The following is a 20,409-nucleotide window of genomic DNA, read 5'->3' as shown; positions in this document are numbered from 1 at the left end:
CGGCCGGACGGGCGCACTAGTACCCGGACGGCGCGGTTGCCATGAACCGTTGGGCATCTGTCCAGGTGTCCGCAACCGTCTCGGGGGTGTGTGCGCACGTGGCCGCCGAATCCAGTTTCGACGTCGTGTCCAAGCTCGATCGCCAAGAGGTCGACAACGCGCTGAACCAGGCCGCCAAGGAGCTCTCGCAGCGCTTCGACTTCCGGGGTACCGGTGCCGGGATCACCTGGTCCGGCCAGCAGGGAGTGGAGATCAAGGCCAACACCGACGAACGCGTCAAGGCCGCCCTGGAGGTGTTCAAGGAGAAGCTGGTCAAGCGCGGCGTGTCGCTGAAGGTCCTGGACCCCGCCGACGAGCCCAAGGCCGCCGGCAAGGAGTACCGCCTCCCGATAACCCTCAAGGAGGGCATCTCCACCGACGACGGGAAGCGGATCTCCAAGATCATCCGCGACGAGGGCCCCAAGGGCGTCAAAGCCCAGATTCAGGGCGACGAGCTCCGGGTCAGCTCGAAGAAGAAGGACGACCTGCAGACGGTGATGACCCTGCTCAAGGAGAAGGACCTCGACATCGCTCTGCAGTTCGTCAACTACCGCTGACCGGACCTGCCGCTGCGCAACACCCCGGAGCACCCGATCGCGCTGCCGGCCGGCCCGCGTCGCCCGGGCGACGCGGGCCGGCGCTGCTCTGCTGGCCACCGGTATGTCCGGCGCGAGCAGGAGTGCCGCGCCACCCGGCCGCTCCACTGCGTATCCGCCGCGTCCCTAGCGGACTCCCCACTGCTCGGCCAGCTTCTGCAGGCGGCGGATACGTTCCGCGGTCGGGGGGTGCGCGACGAAGAGGCGGCACATGCCGTGTTCCGGGAACGGGTGCGCGATCATCAGGTGGCCCGCGGTCAGTAGGGGGCGCTCGGCCGGCAGTGGGTGGGTACGGGTGCCGACCTCGATCTTGCGCAGGGCGTTGGCGAGGCCGATCGGGTCGCCGGTGAGCTCCGCCGCCGCGACGTCGGCCCGGTACTCGCGGGCCCGGGTGACCCCGGCCTGGATCACCACCGCGGCGAGCGGACCGAGCAGCAGGAACAGCAGCCCGCCCAGCAGGCTCGGGACGTCCTGGTCCTCGGAGTCGCCCATGGGAAGAAGCAGGGCCAGCGCCGTCAGGGACGTGATGAGCGCGGCCAGGGTGGCCACGACCGACGACAGGAGCGTGTCGCGCTGCCGGACGTGCGCGAGCTCGTGGGCCAGCACGCCGCGCAGCTCGCGCTCGTTGAGACTGCGCAGCAGACCGGTAGTGCAGCAGAGGGCGGCCGTGCGCGGGGTGCGGCCGATCGCGAACGCGTTGGGGGCGGGGGTCGGCGACAGGTACAGCCGCGGCATGGGTTGGCGCGCCTCGGTGGCGAGCTCCCGGACGATCCGGTACAGATCGGGCTGCTCGATCTCGCTGACGGCGCGGGCGCGCATCGCCCGCAGGGCCATGGACCCGGTGAAGAGGAAGACCGCGCCGTTCAGCCCGATCGCCAGGACGATGCCGAGCTGCAGCCCGGCAAACCCGCCGCATATCCAACACAACGCGATGACCAGTGCCGACACGCCAGCGAGCAGGCCGGCTGCACGGATCGCGTTGCGGTGCACGGCGGTTCCCGGCCTCCTTCTCGTCTCGGCCCCCTCCAGGCCCGTCCACCGTTGTAAACGTCCGGGTCTGGGTCTCGCGTTCCCGTCGGATTACCGTAACCACCACGCATACCAGGGATGATCAGCACGCAACGTAGACAGCTGCCCGATATCCGGGGGAACGGGACCCCGGGCCGGCCCTACCGGCTCGCGAGCGGGCGGGCGGTCCTCGCACACTCGTTGGTGGCGTTCACCACACGGCTCCGGAAGGTGCCGGTGAGCGGCACCGAAAGGTGTGACTTCTCCCACCCGACGACCCGGTGGGTGAGGCTACGGCCTATAGTTGTTGATGTGGCCGCTATGACCTTGATTGTCTCGCCGGGAGCGCTGCTCGTCGGCCGGCGGCACGTGGATCTCGGGCGTCTCGCCAGCGACCTCTGTCGCGGCTGAACCGGCTCCCCGCACAGCCGCCACGATGCTCGCACCCGCGGCCCGCCCCGCTCTCCCGGGGCGCCCCTACTCACAACAGTCCTACGACGGCACACGCGCGCGTCCGTAGGACGGACGTTCATGAGCCCGACCGCCCCGCCCGGCCTACGCCGGACCCATACGCTGGGTGGTAAAGCCTTAGGCAAACCTGAGCCGCTACCCCGCCAGCGGCGGCTCTGACTTGGAGGTTGGCGATCTCAGTGACCAAAGAGGTCAAGCAACTCGATCGCGTCATCATCCGTATCGCGGGCGATTCCGGCGACGGCATGCAGTTGACGGGCGATCGCTTTACCCAGGAGACCGCGTCGTTCGGGAACGACCTGTCGACGCTGCCGAACTTCCCCGCGGAGATCCGTGCTCCCGCGGGCACGTTGCCCGGCGTCTCCAGCTTCCAGCTGCACTTCGCCGATCACGACATCATGACCCCGGGCGACGCCCCCGACGTCCTGGTAGCCATGAACCCGGCTGCGCTCAAGGCCAACGTCGATGACGTGCCCAAAGGGGCAACCATCATCGCCAACACCGACGAGTTCACCAAGCGCAGCCTGACGAAGGTCGGCTACGAGTCAGACCCGCTGGAGGACAGCTCCCTGTCCGACTTCAAGGTGAGCCAGGTGCCGCTGACCTCGTTGACGGTCAAGGCGCTTGAGGGCTACGGGCTCTCCAAGAAGGACGCGCAGCGCGCGAAGAACATGTTCGCGCTCGGCCTGCTCTCCTGGATGTACAACCGGCCCACCGAGGGCACCCGCGAGTTCCTCAAGTCCAAGTTCGCGGCCAAGCCCGACATCCTCGACGCGAACCTCGCGGCCTTCAACGCCGGGTGGAACTTCGGCGAGACCACCGAGGACTTCGCCGTCTCCTACGAGGTCAAGCCGGCCAAGCTTGCTGCGGGCCAGTACCGCAACATCACGGGGAACCTGGCCCTGTCCTACGGGCTGATCGCGGGCTCGAAGCTGTCCGGGCTTTCCATATTCCTCGGCTCCTACCCCATCACCCCGGCCTCGGACATCCTGCACGAACTGTCCAAGCACAAGCGCTTCGGCGTGCGGACCTTCCAGGCGGAGGACGAGATCGCCGGCGTGGGCGCGGCGCTGGGGGCGGCGTTCGGCGGGTCGCTCGGCGTGACCACGACATCAGGGCCGGGCATGGTGCTGAAGGCCGAGACGCTCGGTCTCGCCGTGACGACCGAGCTGCCGCTGCTCGTGATCGACGTCCAGCGCGCGGGTCCCAGCACCGGGATGCCCACCAAGACGGAGCAGGCCGACCTGCTCATGGCACTGTTCGGGCGGAACGGCGAGTCCCCGCTGCCGGTGCTCGCGCCCCAATCGCCGTCGGACTGCTTCGACATCGCGATCGAGGCCACCCGCATCGCGACGAAGTACCGGACCCCGGTGGTCGTCCTCTCCGACGGCTACCTCGCGAACGGCTCCGAACCGTGGAAGATCCCGGACGTGTCCGGGCTGCCGGACCTGTCGGTGGCCTTCACCTCGGAGCCCAACGGTGAGAACGGGGAGTTCCGGCCCTACCAGCGCGACCCCGAGACGTTGGCGCGCCCGTGGGCACTGCCCGGCACCGCCGGGTTGGAGCACCGCATCGGCGGGATCGAGAAGAGCGACGGCACGGGCAACATCTCCTACAGCCCGGCCAACCACGACCTGATGGTGCGCTCGCGCCAGGGCAAGATCGACGGGATCGCGCGCGACATTGAGGACCTCCAGGTCGACGACCCCACGGGCGACGCCGAGGTCCTCGTGCTCGGCTGGGGCGGCACATACGGGTCGATCGGTGCCGCGGTACGCCGGGTGCGGCGCGCGGGGAGCAAGGTGGCCCAGGCCCACCTGCGCCACCTCAACCCGTTCCCGGAGAACCTGGGCGAGGTGCTGAACCGCTACGAGCGTGTCCTCGTCCCCGAGATCAACCTCGGCCAGCTCGCGCTGCTGCTGCGCGGGAAGTTCCTGGTCGACGTCATCAGTTACACGAAGGTCCGCGGGCTGCCCTTCAAGGCCGAAGAGCTGGCGGGCGTGGTTCAGGAGGTCATCGACCGTGCCGAGTGAGAACGGGTCCGACGCCGCGCAGGCGGGGGGCAACGGCGCCGTGCCGAACGGCCTCAAGCTGGTCCCCCGCAGCGATGTCGAGTACAAGATGAAGGACTTCAAGTCCGACCAGGACGTCCGGTGGTGCCCCGGGTGCGGCGACTACGCCATCCTCGCGGCCTTCCAGGGGTTCCTGCCCGAGCTCGGGGTGCCCCGCGAGAACATCGTCATGGTCTCCGGGATCGGCTGCTCCTCGCGGTTCCCGTACTACCTGAGCACCTACGGGATGCACTCGATCCACGGGCGGGCGCCGGCGATCGCGACGGGCCTCGCCGCGAGCCGGCCCGACCTGTCCGTGTGGGTGATCACCGGGGACGGCGACGGGCTGTCGATCGGCGGTAACCACCTGATCCACGCGCTGCGCCGGAACGTCAACATCAACGTGCTGCTCTTCAACAACCGCATCTACGGTCTGACGAAGGGGCAGTACTCGCCGACGTCGGCGACGGGGATGGTCACCCGCTCCTCACCGATGGGGTCTCTGGACTCCCCGTTCAACCCGGTCTCGCTGGCGCTGGGTGCCGAGGCCGGCTTCGTGGCGCGCACCGTCGACTCCGACCGCAAGCACCTGACCAGTGTGCTGCGCGCCGCCGCCGATCACGAGGGGGCGTCGTTCGTCGAGATCTACCAGAACTGCCCGGTCTTCAACGACGAGGCGTTCGAACCGCTGAAGGACTCCGCCGAGCGCGACTCCCGGCTGCTTCGCATGGAGCACGGCGAGCCTCTGCGCGTCGGTGACCGCGGAGTCGTGGTTGGCGACTACGGCGAGCTGGCCATTGCCGACGTCGCCGAGGTCGGCGAGGAGAACCTGGTGCGGCACGACGCGCACCGCGCCGACCCCGGGTACGCGTTCGCGTTGTCACGCCTGGATCTCCCGGCGTTCGAGCACGTGCCGGTGGGGGTCTTCCGCGACGTCAAGCGGCCCACCTACGACGAGCTCATGGCCGAGCAGCTTGAGACGGCCGGAGCCGGCCAGGGAGACGCCGATCTCGCCGGCCTCCTCGCCAGCGGCGACACCTGGACAGTGGAGGGCTGAGCCCGGCGTACCGGGCCGTCTTTCCCGGCCGCGCACCGGTTCCCGGTGCGCGGCCGGTTCGGTTGCGCGCACCCCGCGCTCAGCGGCACAGGTGGTCGAGCGACCCCCGCTCCATGGCGTAGGGAGTCTCAACGGGCCGCAACCGGTCGGCCTCGGCCAGGTCGTTGGAACGCACCAGTTCGTGGACGGTGTGCGCGAGCGGGGTCACGTCGGTGATGGAGACCGTCCACTCGTCGGCGTACCGGCGTGCGGCCGCACCGGACAGCCCGAGCTGCAGTGAACGATGCGGCAACGGCCGCAGGTGCAGGTCGCGCTCAGGGTCCCATTGGACGCGCGCCGGCGCCTCCCGCAGCCGCTGCTTCCAGGTGTCCCAGTCGGGATGCAGCTCGGGGACGAAATGCGACAGGCTCGCGTTCCGCAGCGCCCACTCGAACCCCTCGCGGGTGATCTCAACGGCGAGCACGGTCTGCTGGCTTTCCTTGGTCGCCCAGCCGCACCGGTACATCATCCACAGGAATGAGGGCTTGACCCAGGTCATCCGGCCGCGTTTCCAGGCCGCCGGGAAGCGGCCGTCGCGCGCCGCGGGCTGCCCGATCTCTGGGGCGTAGGCCTGGTAGACGGTGACCGTGGAGGCCGTGTGGCGCGCCCGGATCTGGTACCTCGGCAGTTCCATGACGCAAATAGTGCCGCCGCCGCACCGCTCGCGCCACAGGATTTCGCGCCAGGCAGGCTCGCGCGATACCGCCGGCGTGCCTCCGGGCGCCGACCGGGGAGCCGGTAGACACTGGTTGTTCTTTTTCGATTCACCCATCAGCCACGCCCCGGTACGCTTCGGTTCCTGTGATCCCCGATGCGATGTCCGACACACCGGACCAGACCGATCCCGCTGCCCGCGACCGCGACCACGCGGGTTCCCCACCACTTCCAGCGCACCGCCGCGTGCTGGCGGTGGTCACCGCGGTCGCCGTTACGCCCCTTCTGGTGCTGGCGACAATGGTCGCCACCGAGTGGGGGCCCCTGCTGTCCCTCGACCGCGAGGTCGCCGCTTCGCTGTACGCGTTCATGCGCCCCTTCCCCGAGGCGGCCCACCTCACGGAGGTGTGGACGGAGACGTTCGGAACGTGGTCGATGCGCGTCGTCTCGCTGCTCGCCGCGGGCTGGCTGTTGCTCCGGCGCCAGATCAGCACGGCGGTCTGGGCCGCGGCCACCGTCTTCCTGGCGAACCTGTTCGGGTTGTTCCTCAAGCTCGGGGTGGACCGGGCGCGGCCGGAGTTCACCGAGCCGCTCGCCGCGGGGGTCGGCCCGTCGTTCCCGTCGGGGCACTCCCTGATGGCCGTGGTTGGGATGGGGATCGTACTGTTCACGGTCCTGCCGCTGCTGCGCGGCCGGATCCGCACGGGCGCGTGGGTGGCGGCGGTCCTGATCGCGCTGAGCACCGCCGTGACCCGGCCTTTGCTGGCCGTGCACTGGGTGAGCGATGTCGTGGCCGGCCTGTCCCTGGGCGTGTGCACGGTCGCCGCGACACTGCTCCTCTGGACGTTCCTGCCAGAGGCCGCGCGCCGCTGGGACCGGTCGGTGCATGATCCGGCGGCGAACACATAGTCTGCCGGCATGCGTATCGTCATCGCCGGGGGCCACGGGAAGATCGCGCTACACCTGGAGCGGCAACTGGCCGCGCGCGGCGACACTCCCGTGGGACTCATCCGCAATCCCGACCATGCTGGCGACGTCCGCGCCGCCGGCGCCGAGCCGGTCGTCATCGACCTGGAGTCCACCACCGTCACCCAGCTTGCCGAGGCGGTCATGGGGGCCGACGCGGTGGTGTTCGCCGCTGGCGCCGGTCCGGGCAGCGGGGAGGCCAGGAAGGAGACCGTGGACCGCGACGCGGCGGCGCTGCTGGCCGATGCCGCCTCGCTCGCCGGGGTCCGGCGCTACGTCATGGTCTCCGCGATCAGCGTCGACGAAGGCCCTTCGCCCGACGCCGAACCGGTTTGGGCGGCATACGTCAACGCCAAGCGCGCCGCCGACGACGACATCCGGGAGCGCGGCGAGCAGCTCGACTGGACGATCCTGCGGCCCGGCAGGCTCACTGAGGAGCCCGGAACGGGACGGGTGCGCCTGGCGCCGAAGGTGGAGCGGGCGTCGGTGCCCCGGGAGGACGTCGCCGCGGTGATCGCCGCTGTGCTCGACGAGTCGGCCACATCCGGACATGTCTGGGAACTCGTCTCGGGCGACACCCCGATCACCGACGCCGTTCGCGGGGCCACCGCGTAGCCGATACCCGGGCGCCCCGCGCGGATGCGTAGCTGGTCACTCGTTCTTCGCTGTGGCCAGAATCGCCTAAAGTCGGCATGATGGGACAATGGCCCGGCGGACCGCCTCCGCGACGTACGTGGATGATCGGCGACGCTCAACGGGCATGCGAGGTCCAACAGGGCAGATGGGTACGGTTGAACAATGAGCGTCACGCAGGTCGTGAGGGACAGCACCGTCGTCGAGCACGCGAAGGTCGCCGCGCAGCAGAAGCGCAAGATGTTCATCGTGCAACTCGACGTCAACAGCTACGACGACTCCACGAGCAAGGTCCGCCCCGGGCTCACCCGCATCCTCGAGGGGATCGAGGAGGCCGGCTGGCACCTGGACCAGATCACCCCCACTGAGGGCGGAGAAGGTGGAGCGGTCCGGCTGTTCATCTTCCGCCCGGGCGCCGCGTCCTCGGCCACGCCGGACGAGTCCGCGAACTACCAGCAGGCCCAGCAGTACCAGTCGGGCCAGCAGCAGCCCTACCAGCCGCAGCCTCCCCAGCAGGACCCCTACGCCGGCTACCAGTACCAGACCGGCCAGCAGTACAGCCAGGGCTACCAGCAGCAGTACGGCCAGGGCGGGTACCAGCAGCAGTACCCCGGCTACCCGCAACAGCAGCAGCCGGGCTACGGCCAGCAGTACCCCGGCTACGGCCAGCCCGGCTGGTGAAGCCGGAACCCGGTCTCCCTACGGCCCGTGCGCGTTCCGCGCACGGGCCGTTCGCGTTCCGGACGGCCCTCCGGCGCCGCGCTCTCTTTCCTTGTGGCTTGCACCTCACGCAACGTCAGGTCCTAGCGTTCCTTCCAGTGCCGCCGCTGAACGCGGACGGCCGGTTCCCTGAAGTCGGGAGGAGGACGCGATGTCCGGTGGGATATGGAAGGTCGGTGAGCTGGCCCAGCTCACCGGGCTCACGGTGCGGACCCTGCACCACTACGAGCACATCGGACTGGTGGCGCCATCGGGGCGGACATCCGCCGGACACCGGCTCTACGATGACCACGATCTGCGCCGGCTCTACCGGGTCGTGGCACTGCGCGACCTGGGACTCCCTCTGGAGTCGATCCGTACCCTGCTCGAAGGCGAGCTGGACCTCGCACAACTGCTGCGCGACCAGTCCGACCATGTCCAGCGTCGGATCTCAGCACTGCGGGCACTGCACACCCGGCTGGCGGTGCTGGTGGAGCGCGCGGACGGTGCCGGCGACATCGCGTCCCCCGACCTTCTCGCACTGATCGAAGAGGTGTCACGTATGGAAAAGACGTTTAGGAACTACTTCTCCGACGACCAGGTCGAACGGCTTGAGCAGCGGCGCGAGCAGCGCGGGCAGCAGGTGGTCGACGCCGAGATCGCCGAGTGGCCGCAGCTCATCGCGCGCGTCCAGGCCGAGATGGACGCGGGCACCGAACCGTCCGACCCGAAGGTCGCCCCCTTGGCCCGGCGCTGGATGGAACTGCTGGAGGCCTTCCACGGCGGCGACGAGGGCCTGCGCGACTCGCTGTACCGCATGCAGCACGAGAACAGCGAGACGGTCCAGGAGCAGGGCGGCCCGCCCCCGGAGATGATCGAGTACATCAGGCGGGCGAACGCCGCTGGCTGAGCGGCTGCGCGTCGCCGGGTGCCGGTTCCGCCGGCGGCCGGCGGCCGGCTTCGGCCATGGTGCCGCGGCCGCGCGGATGTGCGACGCTACCGCCCATGGACACCGCCGCCTCCGAGGACCACGACGACGACAACTGGCTGAACGCCGCTCCGGTCGACTGCCCCGGATGCGGAGAGGCACTGTACCGCGTCGACCACTCGCCTTTCATGGACTGCACCTTCCTGTACTGCGGCGACTGTCCCCGGCGCGTCGATGTGAGCTGGTACGACCCGGTCTACCGCCAGGTCCGCGAGCACGCGTCCGGGAGTTTCGCGGACATGATGGCGGCGATCGAGGCCCGCCTGGCGCCCTGCGAGTGCGGCGGGGCGTTCCGCCACGACGCCTGGCGGCGCTGCTTCACCTGCTCGGCTCCGCTGCGCTCGGTCGAACCGCTGGGGGTGGACCTCTGGCCGGCGCCCTTCTGGCTGGAGGAGTCCGGCGACCCGGACGCGGTCGAGGCCGCGTTCACCGAGCGCTGGATCCGCGGGGCGGACATCTGGCGCACCTCGACCTGAGCGGCCGGGGAACAGCGCCGGCGCGAACCGGCCGCCGCGGGTTTTCCCGTACCCGCCCGTAACCGGACATTGTTGCGGGATGCTCGTCGCCATGCGAACGAGGAGGCAGAATGACACTCATGGTTCCCAACGAGTGCGGACACGACCTTCCCACGGACCGGCCGCTCACCGTGGACGACCTGGCGGACACCCCGGACGACGGGCGCCGCTACGAGCTGGTCGACGGGAGGCTTGACGTGTCTCCCGCGCCAGTGTCAATGCACAGCCTGATTGATTCCCGCCTGACAATTCATCTAGGGATCACTGCCCCTGACGGCTACAGAGTGCTCACGGGGCCTGGGGTCAACTTCAACGCCGAGCGCACCCACCACCGCGTACCAGACCTCGCGGTAATCCGGGATGAGGACTTCGAGAGTCCCTATCTCACCCGGCCGCCGCTGCTGGCCGTGGAGATCGTCTCGCCGGAGAGCGTCCTGCGGGACAACCACACCAAGCGGCGCGAGTACGCCGAGTTCGGCATCGAGTCGTACTGGATCATCAGCCCGTCGCCCGACAAGACCGGCCTGATCGAGCTGCGCCTGGAGGACGGCAGGTACATCGAGACCACCCAGGTGTTCGGGGAGGCCGTGTTCGAGACCGACCTGCCGTTCCCGGTGCGGCTGGTCCCCCACTGGCTCACCGCCGACGGCCCCTGGAGGGAGCACATCGCCGGCGAGTGAGCCGGGGCCGGGAGTGCCCGCGCCTGCGAGGTCCCTCAGGCGCGGGCGACACCCACCGGGCAGGCGGCGCCGGTTCCGTCTACGCCGCAGTACCCGTTCGGGTTCTTGGCATCCGAGAGGTACTGCTGGTGGTACCCCTCGGCGAAGTAGAAGGGCATGCGGTCACGCCGCCGGACTGCGCGGTGTAAGTGTGACGGCAAGATCGGCGTCGAGAGCGTGGGCGAGGCGCTCCAGCACGGGCAGGCTCGGCACGGTTCCACCGGCCTCGAATCGAGCCACCGCCGACTGGGTCATACCCGCTGCCCTGGCGAGACTGATCTGGCTCAACCCGCGCTCCACACGCATTCTCCGGACAGTGCGTCCGAGTTCGTAGGCCAGTCGAGCGGCTTCGTACTCTTCGGCCGCACCAGGCTCATCCATGCGCCTGTCCCGCAGCTCCCCCCAAGTGGTGCGAGCGCTCATCTCATCCCTCACCTCTGTCGTCGACGGTGTGCGCTTCTGTGACGCACCGACGCAACGCCCGACGCGCCCGCTCGATCTCGCGATGCTCCCGCGTTCGCGTCTTGTAGAACACCGTCAGCAGCACGATCCGCCTACCCGGAGCGATCCAGTACGAAATGCGGACGGCGTCCCGGTCCAGATGGAACCGCAGCTCGCGCAGCTTACCGTCCAACTGCTTCGTGTACGGCTCACTCAGCAGCGGCCCCTGCTCAGCGAGTAGGTCGATATAGAACGCCGTCCTGGCAAACCACGCCGTTGGCAACTGCTCAAGCCACGTACGAACTTCCGGTTCCAACTCGACCGTACCCCAAGACATAGCATGAATGCTATATCCCGGGAGGTGCGGACCGAAGGTATTCCCGCACAATCCGCCGATCGTTCGGCCGGCTTACCCCTTGGCGCGGGCGACACCCACCGGGCAGGCGGCGCCGGTTCCGTCTACGCCGCAGTACCCGTTCGGGTTCTTGGCATCCGAGAGGTACTGCTGGTGGTACCCCTCGGCGAAGTAGAAGGGGCCCGCGGCAGTGATCTCGGTGGTGATGGTGCCGTAGCCGGCGCGGGTGAGAACCGGCTGGAAAAGCTCGCGGCTCTGCTCGGCGGCGGACTTCTGCTCGTCGCTGTGGTAGAGGATCATCGACCGGTACTGGGTGCCGGCGTCATTGCCCTGGCGCATGCCCTGGGTGGGGTCGTGCCCTTCCCAGAAGACCTTCAGCAGGTCGGTGTAGGAGATCCTGGTGGGGTCGAAGACCACGCGGACGGCCTCGGTGTGGCCGGTACGCCCGGTGCAGACCTCCTCGTAGGTGGGGTTGGGGGTGTAGCCGCCGGCATAACCGACGGCCGTGGTGATGATCCCGTTCTCGGCCCCCAGGCGCCAGAACATGCGTTCCACGCCCCAGAAGCAGCCCATTCCGAAGTCGGCGATCTCACTGCCTTCGGGGTAGGGCGGGGTCATCGCGGTGCCGAGCACCTCGTGGCGCGGCGGCGCCGGAATCGGGGTGTCGCGGCCCGGCAGCGCGCGGGCCGGGTCGACCATGGTCATCGTGTTCCCGAACATGCCTCCAGCCTAGCTGTCGTCCTTGGTGCCGGGCGGGCCGGTGCCGGGCCCGGCTCTTCGGCGGTGCTTAAGAGAGGATGTAAGCACAATTAACTATTCATGGGATGAATCTTTACCTAAGCTGTCCTCGTGCCTGATTCCACGAAGGGCCTGGTGATCGGGGCGAGTTCCTACGTTCTGTGGGGGCTCTCCACGCTCTACTGGCCGTTTCTCTCCTCGACCGGCGCTGTGGAGATCCTCGCCCACCGCATGGTCTGGTCCCTGGCGGGAATGCTGCTCGTCCTCCTGGTGATGCGGCACTGGCGGTGGCTACTGCGGATAGTGCGCTCACCACGCCAGCTCCTGCTGGTCGCCGGCGCGGCAACGGTGATCTCCGGGAACTGGGGAATCTTCATCTACACGGTGAACAGCGGAAACGCGCTCCAAGCTTCCCTGGGATACTTCATCAACCCGCTGGTCAGCGTAGTGTTCGGGGTGCTCATATTCGGTGAGCGGCTGCGCCCTTTGCAGTGGACCGCCGTCGCGCTCGGCGGCGTGGCAGTGGGGGTGCTCACCTTCGACTACGGCTCTCCCCCGTGGTTGGCGCTCGGGCTGGCGCTCTGCTTCGCGCTCTACGGCGTGTTCAAGAAGTTCATCCGGCTCGACGGGCTGGAAAGCCTGACCAGCGAGACGCTGCTGATGCTGCTGCCCGCTCTGGGCTACCTGCTGTTCCTGCACGCCATGGGTACGGGCACCTTCGGGCAGATCTCACCGGTCCACACTCTGCTCCTGATCGGCACCGGCGCCGTCACCGCGCTTCCCTTGCTGTGCTTCGGCTTCGCGGTGTCCCGGCTCCCGCTGAGTGTGTTGGGCCTGTTGCAGTTCACAGTGCCGGTGATGCAGTTCGTCATCGCGTGGCAGGTCTTCGGGGAGGAGATGTCGCTCGGCCGCTGGATCGGGTTCGCCGTCGTGTGGAGCGCCCTGCTGGTGTTCGCCACCGACCTGGTGCGCAACACCCGCGACCGGTCGGCCGCCAGAAGGGCTTCGGCGGCAACCGTGCGCCCCGACCCCGAGCGCTCCTGATCCGCGCGCGGTCCCGCGCCGCGCACTGTGGACGCTCCGGCCGGCGGGGCCGGGGCGGGAACACATCCGCGCCACCCGTCCCCGCTTCATCCGCCGTCACCGCGCGGCGCCCGGCAGCCCCTCCTGGGAGTGAGGGCCACCGTACGCACCGCAGAACCCCGTTCTGCGCTAGGAGGCGGCCGGCGGGTCGCCTTCGCCCGGCCGGAGCACCCGCACTCCCTCGCGCTCGATGCCGTCTCCGGCATCGCGGAAACGGTGCTCGTCGACGTTCGCGACCGAGACGCGCTCGATCGGCTCCGGCACCTGCTCCCCGGTGTCCACTGGGGCGGTGTCGCCGGTGCCGGGCGCGTCGGCGGACCACTGGCTACGCGCGTGCCTGCCCCGCTGTTGGGCAGGCTGCTCCTCCGCGCTCCGCGGCGCCGGAACCTCGGGGCTGAGCCCGTAGTGGCGGTAGATCATGTCCTCCTGGTGCACCGAGAGATGCTCATCGATCGCGAAGCTCGGCGCCGCCTTGATCTCCTCGGTCGTGTACGCGGCCTGTAGTGCGTCATCGGCCATGCCCGCGCCGCGCAACGGCACGAAGTTCTCGTTCGTGCCGAGCAGGCCGGTGCGAACGGTGACCCATTTCGGCTGGTCGGTCTGGTCGTCGAAGAACACCTGCCCGATCTTGCCGACACTGTTGCCATCCCGGTCCAGCAACCGGTGCCCGATCAGGTACTGCGCGCCCATCTGTGCCGTCACGGCGATTCACTCTCCCCCGTATCGCACGCGAATATCGCCGACCCCCATTGGCGAAAGACACTGCGAAGTCGATTGACAACGCAGTGATACTAGAGCAGATTCCCCGAACCGTCCGGTGTCACTCAGCCATTACTTGAGCGAGAGGAAGAACAAACCCTCGGGTTACACCGGGGAACGCGGTGGCCCACTCGAACGCCCCGCAGCCGGGGCGCGAGTCCTACCGGTGGCCGCTGCGCGGGTACACGGTGCCAGCTCGCGACGCTCCGGGCGGCCGCCCCAGCTCGTCGCGGCTTTCCGGCCAGTCGGGGGCTCGAGCACACGGGGAGGCGGGCGCGGACGGCAGTGGAGCGCGCGCCCGCGGTGTCAGGTGGTGCGCTCCACCACGAAGTCGCAGAGCGCCTCGAACGCCCACCGCGGCGGGACATCGGGCAGGGTGGCGAACTCGGCGCGCGCTTTGTCGGCCCAGGCGCGCAGGTCGGCGCGCGCCAGTTCCATGGCGGGGTGCGCGCGCAGCAGGCGCAGCGCGTCGCCGGCCTCGTCGGCGTCGAGCGGACGTCCCAGCAGCTCCTGCAACCCCTTGTCCTCGGGGGAGGTGCTTCGCTGCGCGTAGAACATCGGCAGGGTCAGCACACCCTCGCGCAGGTCGGTCCCGGGTGCCTTCCCCGACTCCTCGGAACTACCGGCGACGTCCAGAATGTCGTCGGAGAGCTGGAACGCCATGCCCAGTGCCTCGCACGCCCGCGTGACGGTTTCGATGACCCCGGAATCGGCCCGGCCGAACATCGCTCCGAACCGGGCGGAGGACGCGATCAGCGACGCGGTCTTGTCCGCGATGACCTGAAGGTAGTGCGTGAGCGGGTCGGTGTCGCCGCGCGGCCCCGAAGTCTCCAGTACCTGCCCCTGCACCAGGCGGCCGAACGTCTGCGCCTGCAGCCGCACGGCCTCGACCCCGAGGTCGGCGAGCATCTCGGAGGCGCGCGCGAAGACGAAGTCGCCGGTGAGGATGGCGATGCTGTTTCCCCAGCGCTGGTTGGCGCTGTACTCGCCGCGGCGCAGCTCGGCCTCGTCCATCACGTCGTCGTGGTACAGGGTGGCGACGTGTGTGAGCTCCACCACGGCCGCCGCCGGGACCAGCTCCTCGGCGGTGGGATCGCCGAACCGGGACGCGAGCAACACCAACGTGGCCCGGAACCGCTTGCCCCCCGCCGACAGCAGGTGGTTCGCGGACTGGGACAGCATAGGGTCACTGGCCTCGACCGTACTCTTGAGCACCTCCTCGACGTTTTCCAGCTCATCCTGGATCTCCCGGGCGAGGGTCGCGTCGACACTCGGCAGAGCGAGGAAACCGCTCGGGACAGCACCGCTCACCTGAAAGCTCCACATGTCAACTGGCGCGCGATGCCCCCGCAACGGGTACCGCGGGAGCATCGCGCGCACTGAAAAATGAACACAAACCGGGTAGCCAAGCTATCTGACCCCGGTACCACTGCCAAAGGCCCCCACACAGGAGCTTACGGCTACCGGGTGAAGCCGTCTTCGGTGGCCGTACCCGGTTCCACCGCCGCCTGCACCGGCTGCGGAAGCAACGTGTCCAGTACGGGGGTGGGGTAGACCCCGAGGAAAAGGGTAGCCGCGACACCGACACCGATCACCGAACCGGTCACCGCGCCGGCCCGGATGACCGACGGGCCGGACCCCTCGGGCTCTCTGAAGTACATCTGCACGATGATGCGGACGTAGAAGAACGCCGTCACCGCGCTGCTCAGCACACCGACCACGACGAGCGGGGTCGCGCCGGCCGACACCGCCGCCTGGAACACCGCGAACTTGCCGATGAACCCGCTGGTGAGCGGGATACCGGCGAACGCGAGCAGGAACAGCGCCAGCGACCCCGCCAGCAGCGGCGAGGTCCGGCCGAGACCGGCCCACTGCGAGATGTCCGCCGCCTCCGGGCCGTTCTCGTGCGTCCGGACCAGGGTGACCACGGCGAACGCACCGATAGTGGTGAACCCGTAGGCAGCCAGGTAGAACATCGCGCCAGCCAGGCCGTCCGGGGTCGCGGCGACGACCGCGGTCAGCACGAACCCGGCGTGCACCACCGAGGAGTAGGCCAGCAGCCGCTTGATGTCGCGCTGGGTCACGGCGACCACCGCGGCCAGCACCATCGTGAGGATCGCCACCACCCAGAGCATCGGACGCCACTCGTCCACCGACGCTCCGAAGGCCATGAAGAAGACCCGCAGCAGTGCGCCGAAGGCGGCGACCAGGACGCTGGACGCCATGAGCGCCGTGATGGGCGTGGGCGCGCCCTGGTACACGTCGGGCTTCCAGTTGTGGAACGGCACCGCGCCGATCTTGAACAGCAGGCCCACCCCGATCATGGCGATGCCGACCAGCAGCAGCGGCGTGGCGGTTCCGCCAACGAAGAGCGGGGATCCGCCCGTGCCGATCGCCTCGTGGATGTCGGCGAAGTTGACCGACCCCGCGTAGCCGTACACCAGGGCGATACCGAACAGGAAGAACGCCGAGGAGAACGCCCCGAGCAGGAAGTACTTGACCCCCGCCTCCTGGGAGAACAGCCGCCGGCGGCGCGCCAGCCCGCACAGCAGGTACAGCGGGAGGCTCATCACCTCCAGCGCCACGAACATCGTCAGGAAGTCGTTGGACGCGGGGAAGAGCAGCATGCCCAGCAACGCGAACAGCACCAGGGGGTAGACCTCGGTGTGCCGCGAGCCCGCCAGCACGTGCGAGCGCTCCTCCTCGCTGCCCGGAACCGTGGCCGCCTGCGCGGCGAACGCGCTCTCGCCGGTGCGCCGCTCCGCGATCAGCAGCAGGCTGATGAACGACAGCACCAGGATTGTGCCCTGCAGGAACAGGGTCGGCCGGTCGATCGCGACGCTGTTCAGCGCCGTTGTCACCCCGGCGACCTCCTCGGGCGCCATGCCCGGCTCGGCGTCGGGCATGGCCCCCACCTGGAGCACGGTGAGCACGAACGCGCCCAGCACCGACGCGAGCGCCAGCCCGAGCTGAACCGAGTGCCGCCGCGCCGCGGGGGCGAACGCTTCGATCAGCACGGCGACCACACCCGCCGCGAAGATCACCAGCATCGGGGAGAGCAGCGCGTAGTCGATAGCGGGCGGTTGCTCGGTGATGAGGGGCGAGGCGACCGCCGCCGCGGATACCGAGTCGGTCAGGGAGATCACTCGCTCGCTCCTTCCTGCCCGTCGGCGGACTGATCGGCCGAGCCGATCACCGGTTCAGGGTCGGTGGCGTCGATCTGGTGCATGGTCTGTTCCACAGCAGGGTTGATGACGTCCAGCAACGGCTGCGGCTGCACGCCGAAGAGCAGGATCAGCGCGATGAGCGGGCCGACCGCCCATGCCTCGCGTCCGGACAGGTCGGACAACCCGGAGGACTCCCCGAACTTCTCGGGGGCCGGGCCGGTCATGGTGCGCTGGTACATCCACAGGATGTAGAGCGCGGCCAGCACGACACCCGCGCCCGCGATAATCGCGGGGACCGGGTGGAACGCGTAGGTACCGACGAACACCAGGAACTCGCTGACGAACGGGGCGAGGCCGGGAAGGGACAATCCCGCCAGGCCGGCCACCAGGAACGCCCCGGCGAGCTTCGGGGCGACCTTCTGCACGCCGCCGTAGTCGGCGATCAGGGTCGACCCCTGGCGGGCGATCAGGAAGCCCACGATGAGGAACAGCGCACCGGTCGCGAAGCCGTGGTTCACCATGTACAGCGCCGCGCCCGCCTGGCTCTGCGAGGTCATCGCGAAGATGCCCAGGGTGATGAAGCCGAAGTGGGACAGCGAGGTGTAGGCGATGAGGCGCAGCATGTCGCTCTGCCCGATCGCCAGGATCGCCCCGTAGACGATGCTGACGAGGCTGAGCACCACCACCGGCCAGACGAACCAGTGCGCGGCCTCGGGGAACAGCTCCAGGCAGTACCGCAGCATGCCGTACGTGCCGACCTTGTCCAGGACGCCCACCAGCAGCACCGCGGTTCCCGGACGCGACGACCCCGCGGCCGAGGGCAGCCAGGTGTGCACCGGCCACATCGGTGCCTTGATCGCGAACGCGATGAAGAAGCCGAGGAACAGCCAGCGCGCCGCCGTGGCGTCCACTCCGGCGAGACCGCCATCGGGACCGACCAGGTCGGCCCAGAGGAACGTGCCGCCGAGGACGTACACGCCGATCACGGCGACCAGCATCAGCAGCCCGCCGAACAGGCTGAACAGCAGGAACTTGATCGCCGCGCGCCGGCGGTTCGGACCGTGCCCGTAGCGCCCGATCATGAAGTAGACCGGGATCAGCATCGCCTCGAAGAGGACGTAGAACAGGAAGACGTCGGTGGCCGCGAAGACCCCGATCATCATCGCCTCAAGGGCGAGGATCAGCGCGAAGTAGCCCTTTCCGTCGTCGCCGGTCTCCTCGTTCTCCCGCCACGCGGCCAGTACCACCAGGGGCACCAGCACCGCGGACAGCAGGATCAGCACCAGCGCGATGCCGTCGACCCCGAGGGCGATGCTGACACCGAACCGCGGGATCCACGGGTAGATCTCTTCGAACTGCAGCCGTGCGGCGCTTCCCGGGTCGAAGCGCAGCGCCATGGCGCCGACGAGCAGCAGCGTGCCCAGGCTGACCCCGAGTGTCAGCCGTTTGACAAGCTCGCTGCGGCCGGGCGGGAGCAGCGCGACGACAAGCGCCCCGATGGCGGGGAGCGCGATGGCGAGTGTGAGCCAGGGGATGTTCATCTAGAACCTCACCACCAGAATGGCGACGACGATCGCCGCGCCGAACAGCATCGTCAGCGCGTAGGTCCGGGCGAATCCGGTCTGCAACCCGCGCAGGCGCAGCGACCCGTCCTGCGTGCCGGTGCCCACCCCGTTGACCGCGCCGTCGACCACCTTGTCGTCGACGGCGACCATGGCGCGCGTGAGCGCCTGGCCTGGGCGCATGAACAGCTCCTCGTTGATGGTGTTGCCGTACAGCTCGTTGCGGGCGGCCACCGTGACAAAACTGCCCTTGGGCGTGGTCTCGGACACCGCGGCCCGGCCGTAGCGCAGCCACGCGATGGCGACCCCCACGACCAGCACCCCGATCGCGGCCAGCGAGGGCGGGGCGGTGAGCATGTGCGCGAGGTCGAAGTGGTGCTCCTCGTGGTGCACGACCGGGGAAAGGAACTCGGCGAACCGGTACCCGAACACCAGGAACGCGCCCAGCGCCACCGAGCCGACCGCCAGGATGACCATCGGGATGGTCATGGAGGCCGGCGACTCGTGCGGGTGCGCGTCCTCGGCCCAGCGCTTCTCGCCGAAGAATGTCAGGAACATGATCCGCGACATGTAGAACGCGGTCAGCCCGGCGCCCAGCAGCGTCGCCCCGCCGAGAAGCTGCCCCGTGAGGCCCCCGTAGTCGAACGCCGCCGTGATGATGCTCTCCTTGGTCCACCACCCCGACAGGAACGGGACCCCGATGATGGAGAGGTAGCCCAGGCCGAACGTGGCGAAGGTGACCGGCATGGCCGCCCGCAGCCCGCCGTACCTGCGCATGTTCACCTCGTCGTGCATGCCGTGCATCACCGACCCGGCGCCGAGGAACAGCCCGGCCTTGAAGAAGCCGTGCGTGACCAGGTGGGCGATCGCGGCGGCGTAGCCGATGGGACCGAGGCCGGCGGCCAGCATCATGTAGCCGATCTGGCTCATCGTCGACCCGGCCAGCGCCTTCTTGATGTCGTCCTTGGCGCAGCCGATGACCGCGCCGGCGAGCAGCGTCGCCGCGCCCACGATGGCGACGGTGAGCTGCGCGGCGGGCGCGGCCTCGAAGATCGGGCCGGTGCGCACGATCAGGTAGACACCGGCGGTGACCATGGTCGCCGCGTGGATCAGCGCCGAGACCGGGGTCGGGCCCTCCATGGCGTCCAGCAGCCACGCCTGCAGCGGCAGCTGCGCGGACTTCCCGCACGCGCCCAGCAGGATCAGCAGGCCGATCGCGGTCAGCGCTCCTTGGCCGGCCTCCTCGGAGGCCCCGAAGACCCCGCTGAAGGCGACCGTTCCGAACATGCTGAACATGATCATGATCGCGATCAGCAGCCCCAGGTCACCGACCCGGTTGATCAGGAACGCCTTCTTGGCCGCCACCGCCGCCGACGGCTTGTACTGCCAGAACCCGATGAGGAGGTAGGAGGCCAGGCCGACTCCCTCCCAGCCCAGGAACAGCAGCACGAAGTTGTCCGCCAGGACCAGCACCAGCATGGCCGCGACGAACAGGTTCAGGTAGGCGAAGAACCGCCGCCTCCCCGGGTCGTGCTCCATGTAGCCCATCGAGTAGATGTGGATCAGCGAGCCGACACCGGTGATGAGCAGCACGAAGGTAATCGACAAGGGGTCGATGAGCAGCCCCACGTCGGCCGTGAGCTCTCCGGCGGAGAACCACGTGTAGACCGTGACCGGGATGCTCCGGTCGTGCGGGTCCATGCCGAGCAGCTCGACGAGCGTGAGGGCCGCCCATCCGAAGCTCCCCAGCGGGAGCAGCACGGCGAGCCAGTGGCCCCAGCCGTCTGTGCGCCGGCCGCCGAGAAGCAGGATGGCGGCACCCACGAGGGGGAGCGCGATCAGCAGCCAGGCATTGGGCAGGATCGCACC

20 protein-coding genes and 1 pseudogene are annotated in these 20,409 nt (G+C 69.0%); 10 read left to right on the top strand and 11 right to left on the bottom strand.

From position 1 onward, the window contains the following. Positions 1 to 98: 98 nt before the first annotated feature. Positions 99 to 596 (top strand): YajQ family cyclic di-GMP-binding protein, encoded by a 498-nt coding sequence (locus F4561_RS00700; protein ID WP_184573707.1) that lies wholly within the window; start codon positions 99 to 101, stop codon positions 594 to 596. Positions 597 to 761: 165 nt separating this feature from the next. Here the strand turns inward: F4561_RS00700 and F4561_RS00695 are convergent, their stop codons facing one another. Continuing rightward, positions 762 to 1,625, bottom strand: a complete 864-nt coding sequence (locus tag F4561_RS00695; protein ID WP_184573705.1) for a M48 family metalloprotease — start codon at positions 1,623 to 1,625, stop codon at positions 762 to 764. A gap of 668 nt (positions 1,626 to 2,293) precedes the next feature. On the opposite strand from F4561_RS00695, the gene F4561_RS00690 reads away from it, so the two are divergent. Next, on the top strand, positions 2,294 to 4,147 hold the full coding sequence (locus F4561_RS00690; protein WP_184573703.1) for a 2-oxoacid:acceptor oxidoreductase subunit alpha: 1,854 nt from the start codon (positions 2,294 to 2,296) through the stop codon (positions 4,145 to 4,147). Beyond that, positions 4,137 to 5,222, top strand: coding sequence for a 2-oxoacid:ferredoxin oxidoreductase subunit beta (locus F4561_RS00685; RefSeq protein WP_376773615.1), 1,086 nt, complete (start codon positions 4,137 to 4,139; stop codon positions 5,220 to 5,222). The genes F4561_RS00690 and F4561_RS00685 overlap by 11 nt, the downstream gene beginning before the upstream one ends. Before the next feature lie 79 nt (positions 5,223 to 5,301). Here F4561_RS00685 and F4561_RS00680 read toward each other — a convergent pair whose 3' ends face one another. Further along, entirely contained in the window at positions 5,302 to 5,895 is a 594-nt protein-coding gene (locus F4561_RS00680; RefSeq protein ID WP_184573701.1) for a DUF4291 domain-containing protein, read from the bottom strand. Positions 5,896 to 6,077: 182 nt separating this feature from the next. Here F4561_RS00680 and F4561_RS00675 point away from each other — a divergent pair, with 182 nt between their 5' ends. From F4561_RS00675 to F4561_RS00650, 6 genes are all read left to right on the top strand, one after another. Next, positions 6,078 to 6,824 carry a phosphatase PAP2 family protein gene (locus F4561_RS00675; protein ID WP_184573699.1) on the top strand — a complete coding sequence of 249 codons (747 nt, stop codon included), beginning with the start codon at positions 6,078 to 6,080 and terminating at the stop codon, positions 6,822 to 6,824. Between the two features lie 9 nt (positions 6,825 to 6,833). Beyond that, positions 6,834 to 7,496 carry an SDR family oxidoreductase gene (locus tag F4561_RS00670; RefSeq protein ID WP_184573697.1) on the top strand — a complete coding sequence of 221 codons (663 nt, stop codon included), beginning with the start codon at positions 6,834 to 6,836 and terminating at the stop codon, positions 7,494 to 7,496. 183 nt (positions 7,497 to 7,679) lie between these two features. Beyond that, positions 7,680 to 8,195: a hypothetical protein gene (locus F4561_RS00665; protein WP_184573695.1), complete on the top strand. Its 516-nt coding sequence runs from the start codon at positions 7,680 to 7,682 to the stop codon at positions 8,193 to 8,195. A 190-nt stretch (positions 8,196 to 8,385) separates the two neighbouring features. Beyond that, positions 8,386 to 9,123 carry a MerR family transcriptional regulator gene (locus F4561_RS00660; protein ID WP_184573693.1) on the top strand — a complete coding sequence of 246 codons (738 nt, stop codon included), beginning with the start codon at positions 8,386 to 8,388 and terminating at the stop codon, positions 9,121 to 9,123. Positions 9,124 to 9,218: 95 nt separating this feature from the next. Further along, positions 9,219 to 9,677 carry a hypothetical protein gene (locus F4561_RS00655; RefSeq protein WP_184573691.1) on the top strand — a complete coding sequence of 153 codons (459 nt, stop codon included), beginning with the start codon at positions 9,219 to 9,221 and terminating at the stop codon, positions 9,675 to 9,677. Between the two features lie 110 nt (positions 9,678 to 9,787). After that, positions 9,788 to 10,396 carry a Uma2 family endonuclease gene (locus F4561_RS00650; protein WP_221445315.1) on the top strand — a complete coding sequence of 203 codons (609 nt, stop codon included), beginning with the start codon at positions 9,788 to 9,790 and terminating at the stop codon, positions 10,394 to 10,396. Between the two features lie 35 nt (positions 10,397 to 10,431). On the opposite strand, the pseudogene F4561_RS00645 reads toward F4561_RS00650, so the two are convergent. From F4561_RS00645 to msrA, 4 genes and pseudogenes are all read right to left on the bottom strand, one after another. Next, positions 10,432 to 10,551, bottom strand: a pseudogene (locus F4561_RS00645) (peptide-methionine (S)-S-oxide reductase MsrA); the annotation flags it as partial. A 7-nt stretch (positions 10,552 to 10,558) separates the two neighbouring features. Beyond that, positions 10,559 to 10,858 (bottom strand): helix-turn-helix domain-containing protein, encoded by a 300-nt coding sequence (locus F4561_RS00640; protein ID WP_184573689.1) that lies wholly within the window; start codon positions 10,856 to 10,858, stop codon positions 10,559 to 10,561. A gap of 1 nt (position 10,859) precedes the next feature. Beyond that, positions 10,860 to 11,213, bottom strand: a complete 354-nt coding sequence (locus tag F4561_RS00635; protein WP_184573687.1) for a type II toxin-antitoxin system RelE/ParE family toxin — start codon at positions 11,211 to 11,213, stop codon at positions 10,860 to 10,862. Positions 11,214 to 11,285: 72 nt separating this feature from the next. Beyond that, positions 11,286 to 11,951: a peptide-methionine (S)-S-oxide reductase MsrA gene (gene msrA, locus F4561_RS00630; RefSeq protein ID WP_184573685.1), complete on the bottom strand. Its 666-nt coding sequence runs from the start codon at positions 11,949 to 11,951 to the stop codon at positions 11,286 to 11,288. A gap of 129 nt (positions 11,952 to 12,080) precedes the next feature. Between msrA and rarD the strand changes: the two genes are divergently transcribed. Further along, positions 12,081 to 13,013, top strand: a complete 933-nt coding sequence (gene rarD, locus F4561_RS00625; RefSeq protein WP_184573683.1) for an EamA family transporter RarD — start codon at positions 12,081 to 12,083, stop codon at positions 13,011 to 13,013. A gap of 168 nt (positions 13,014 to 13,181) precedes the next feature. Here the strand turns inward: rarD and F4561_RS32210 are convergent, their stop codons facing one another. The 5 genes from F4561_RS32210 to nuoL form a co-directional block, all read right to left on the bottom strand. Further along, positions 13,182 to 13,754: a PRC-barrel domain-containing protein gene (locus F4561_RS32210; RefSeq protein WP_246437113.1), complete on the bottom strand. Its 573-nt coding sequence runs from the start codon at positions 13,752 to 13,754 to the stop codon at positions 13,182 to 13,184. Positions 13,755 to 14,117: 363 nt separating this feature from the next. Further along, a complete protein-coding gene (locus F4561_RS00615) occupies positions 14,118 to 15,122 on the bottom strand; it encodes a polyprenyl synthetase family protein (RefSeq protein ID WP_184573681.1) in 1,005 nt (334 codons plus the stop codon). 149 nt (positions 15,123 to 15,271) lie between these two features. Beyond that, the gene (gene nuoN, locus F4561_RS00610; protein ID WP_184573679.1) at positions 15,272 to 16,957 is read right to left on the bottom strand and encodes an NADH-quinone oxidoreductase subunit NuoN; all 1,686 of its coding nucleotides are present in this window, start codon (positions 16,955 to 16,957) and stop codon (positions 15,272 to 15,274) included. After that, on the bottom strand, positions 16,954 to 18,519 hold the full coding sequence (locus tag F4561_RS00605) for an NADH-quinone oxidoreductase subunit M (protein WP_184573677.1): 1,566 nt from the start codon (positions 18,517 to 18,519) through the stop codon (positions 16,954 to 16,956). The genes nuoN and F4561_RS00605 overlap by 4 nt, the downstream gene beginning before the upstream one ends. Beyond that, positions 18,520 to 20,403, bottom strand: coding sequence for an NADH-quinone oxidoreductase subunit L (gene nuoL, locus F4561_RS00600; RefSeq protein ID WP_376773686.1), 1,884 nt, complete (start codon positions 20,401 to 20,403; stop codon positions 18,520 to 18,522). Between the last annotated feature and the right edge of the window lie 6 nt (positions 20,404 to 20,409).

Source organism: Lipingzhangella halophila (genome assembly GCF_014203805.1).
Classification (GTDB): domain Bacteria; phylum Actinomycetota; class Actinomycetes; order Streptosporangiales; family Streptosporangiaceae; genus Lipingzhangella; species Lipingzhangella halophila.
The sequence above is the reverse complement of the archived record's forward strand: the minus strand, read 5'-3'. Positions and strand labels throughout refer to the sequence as shown.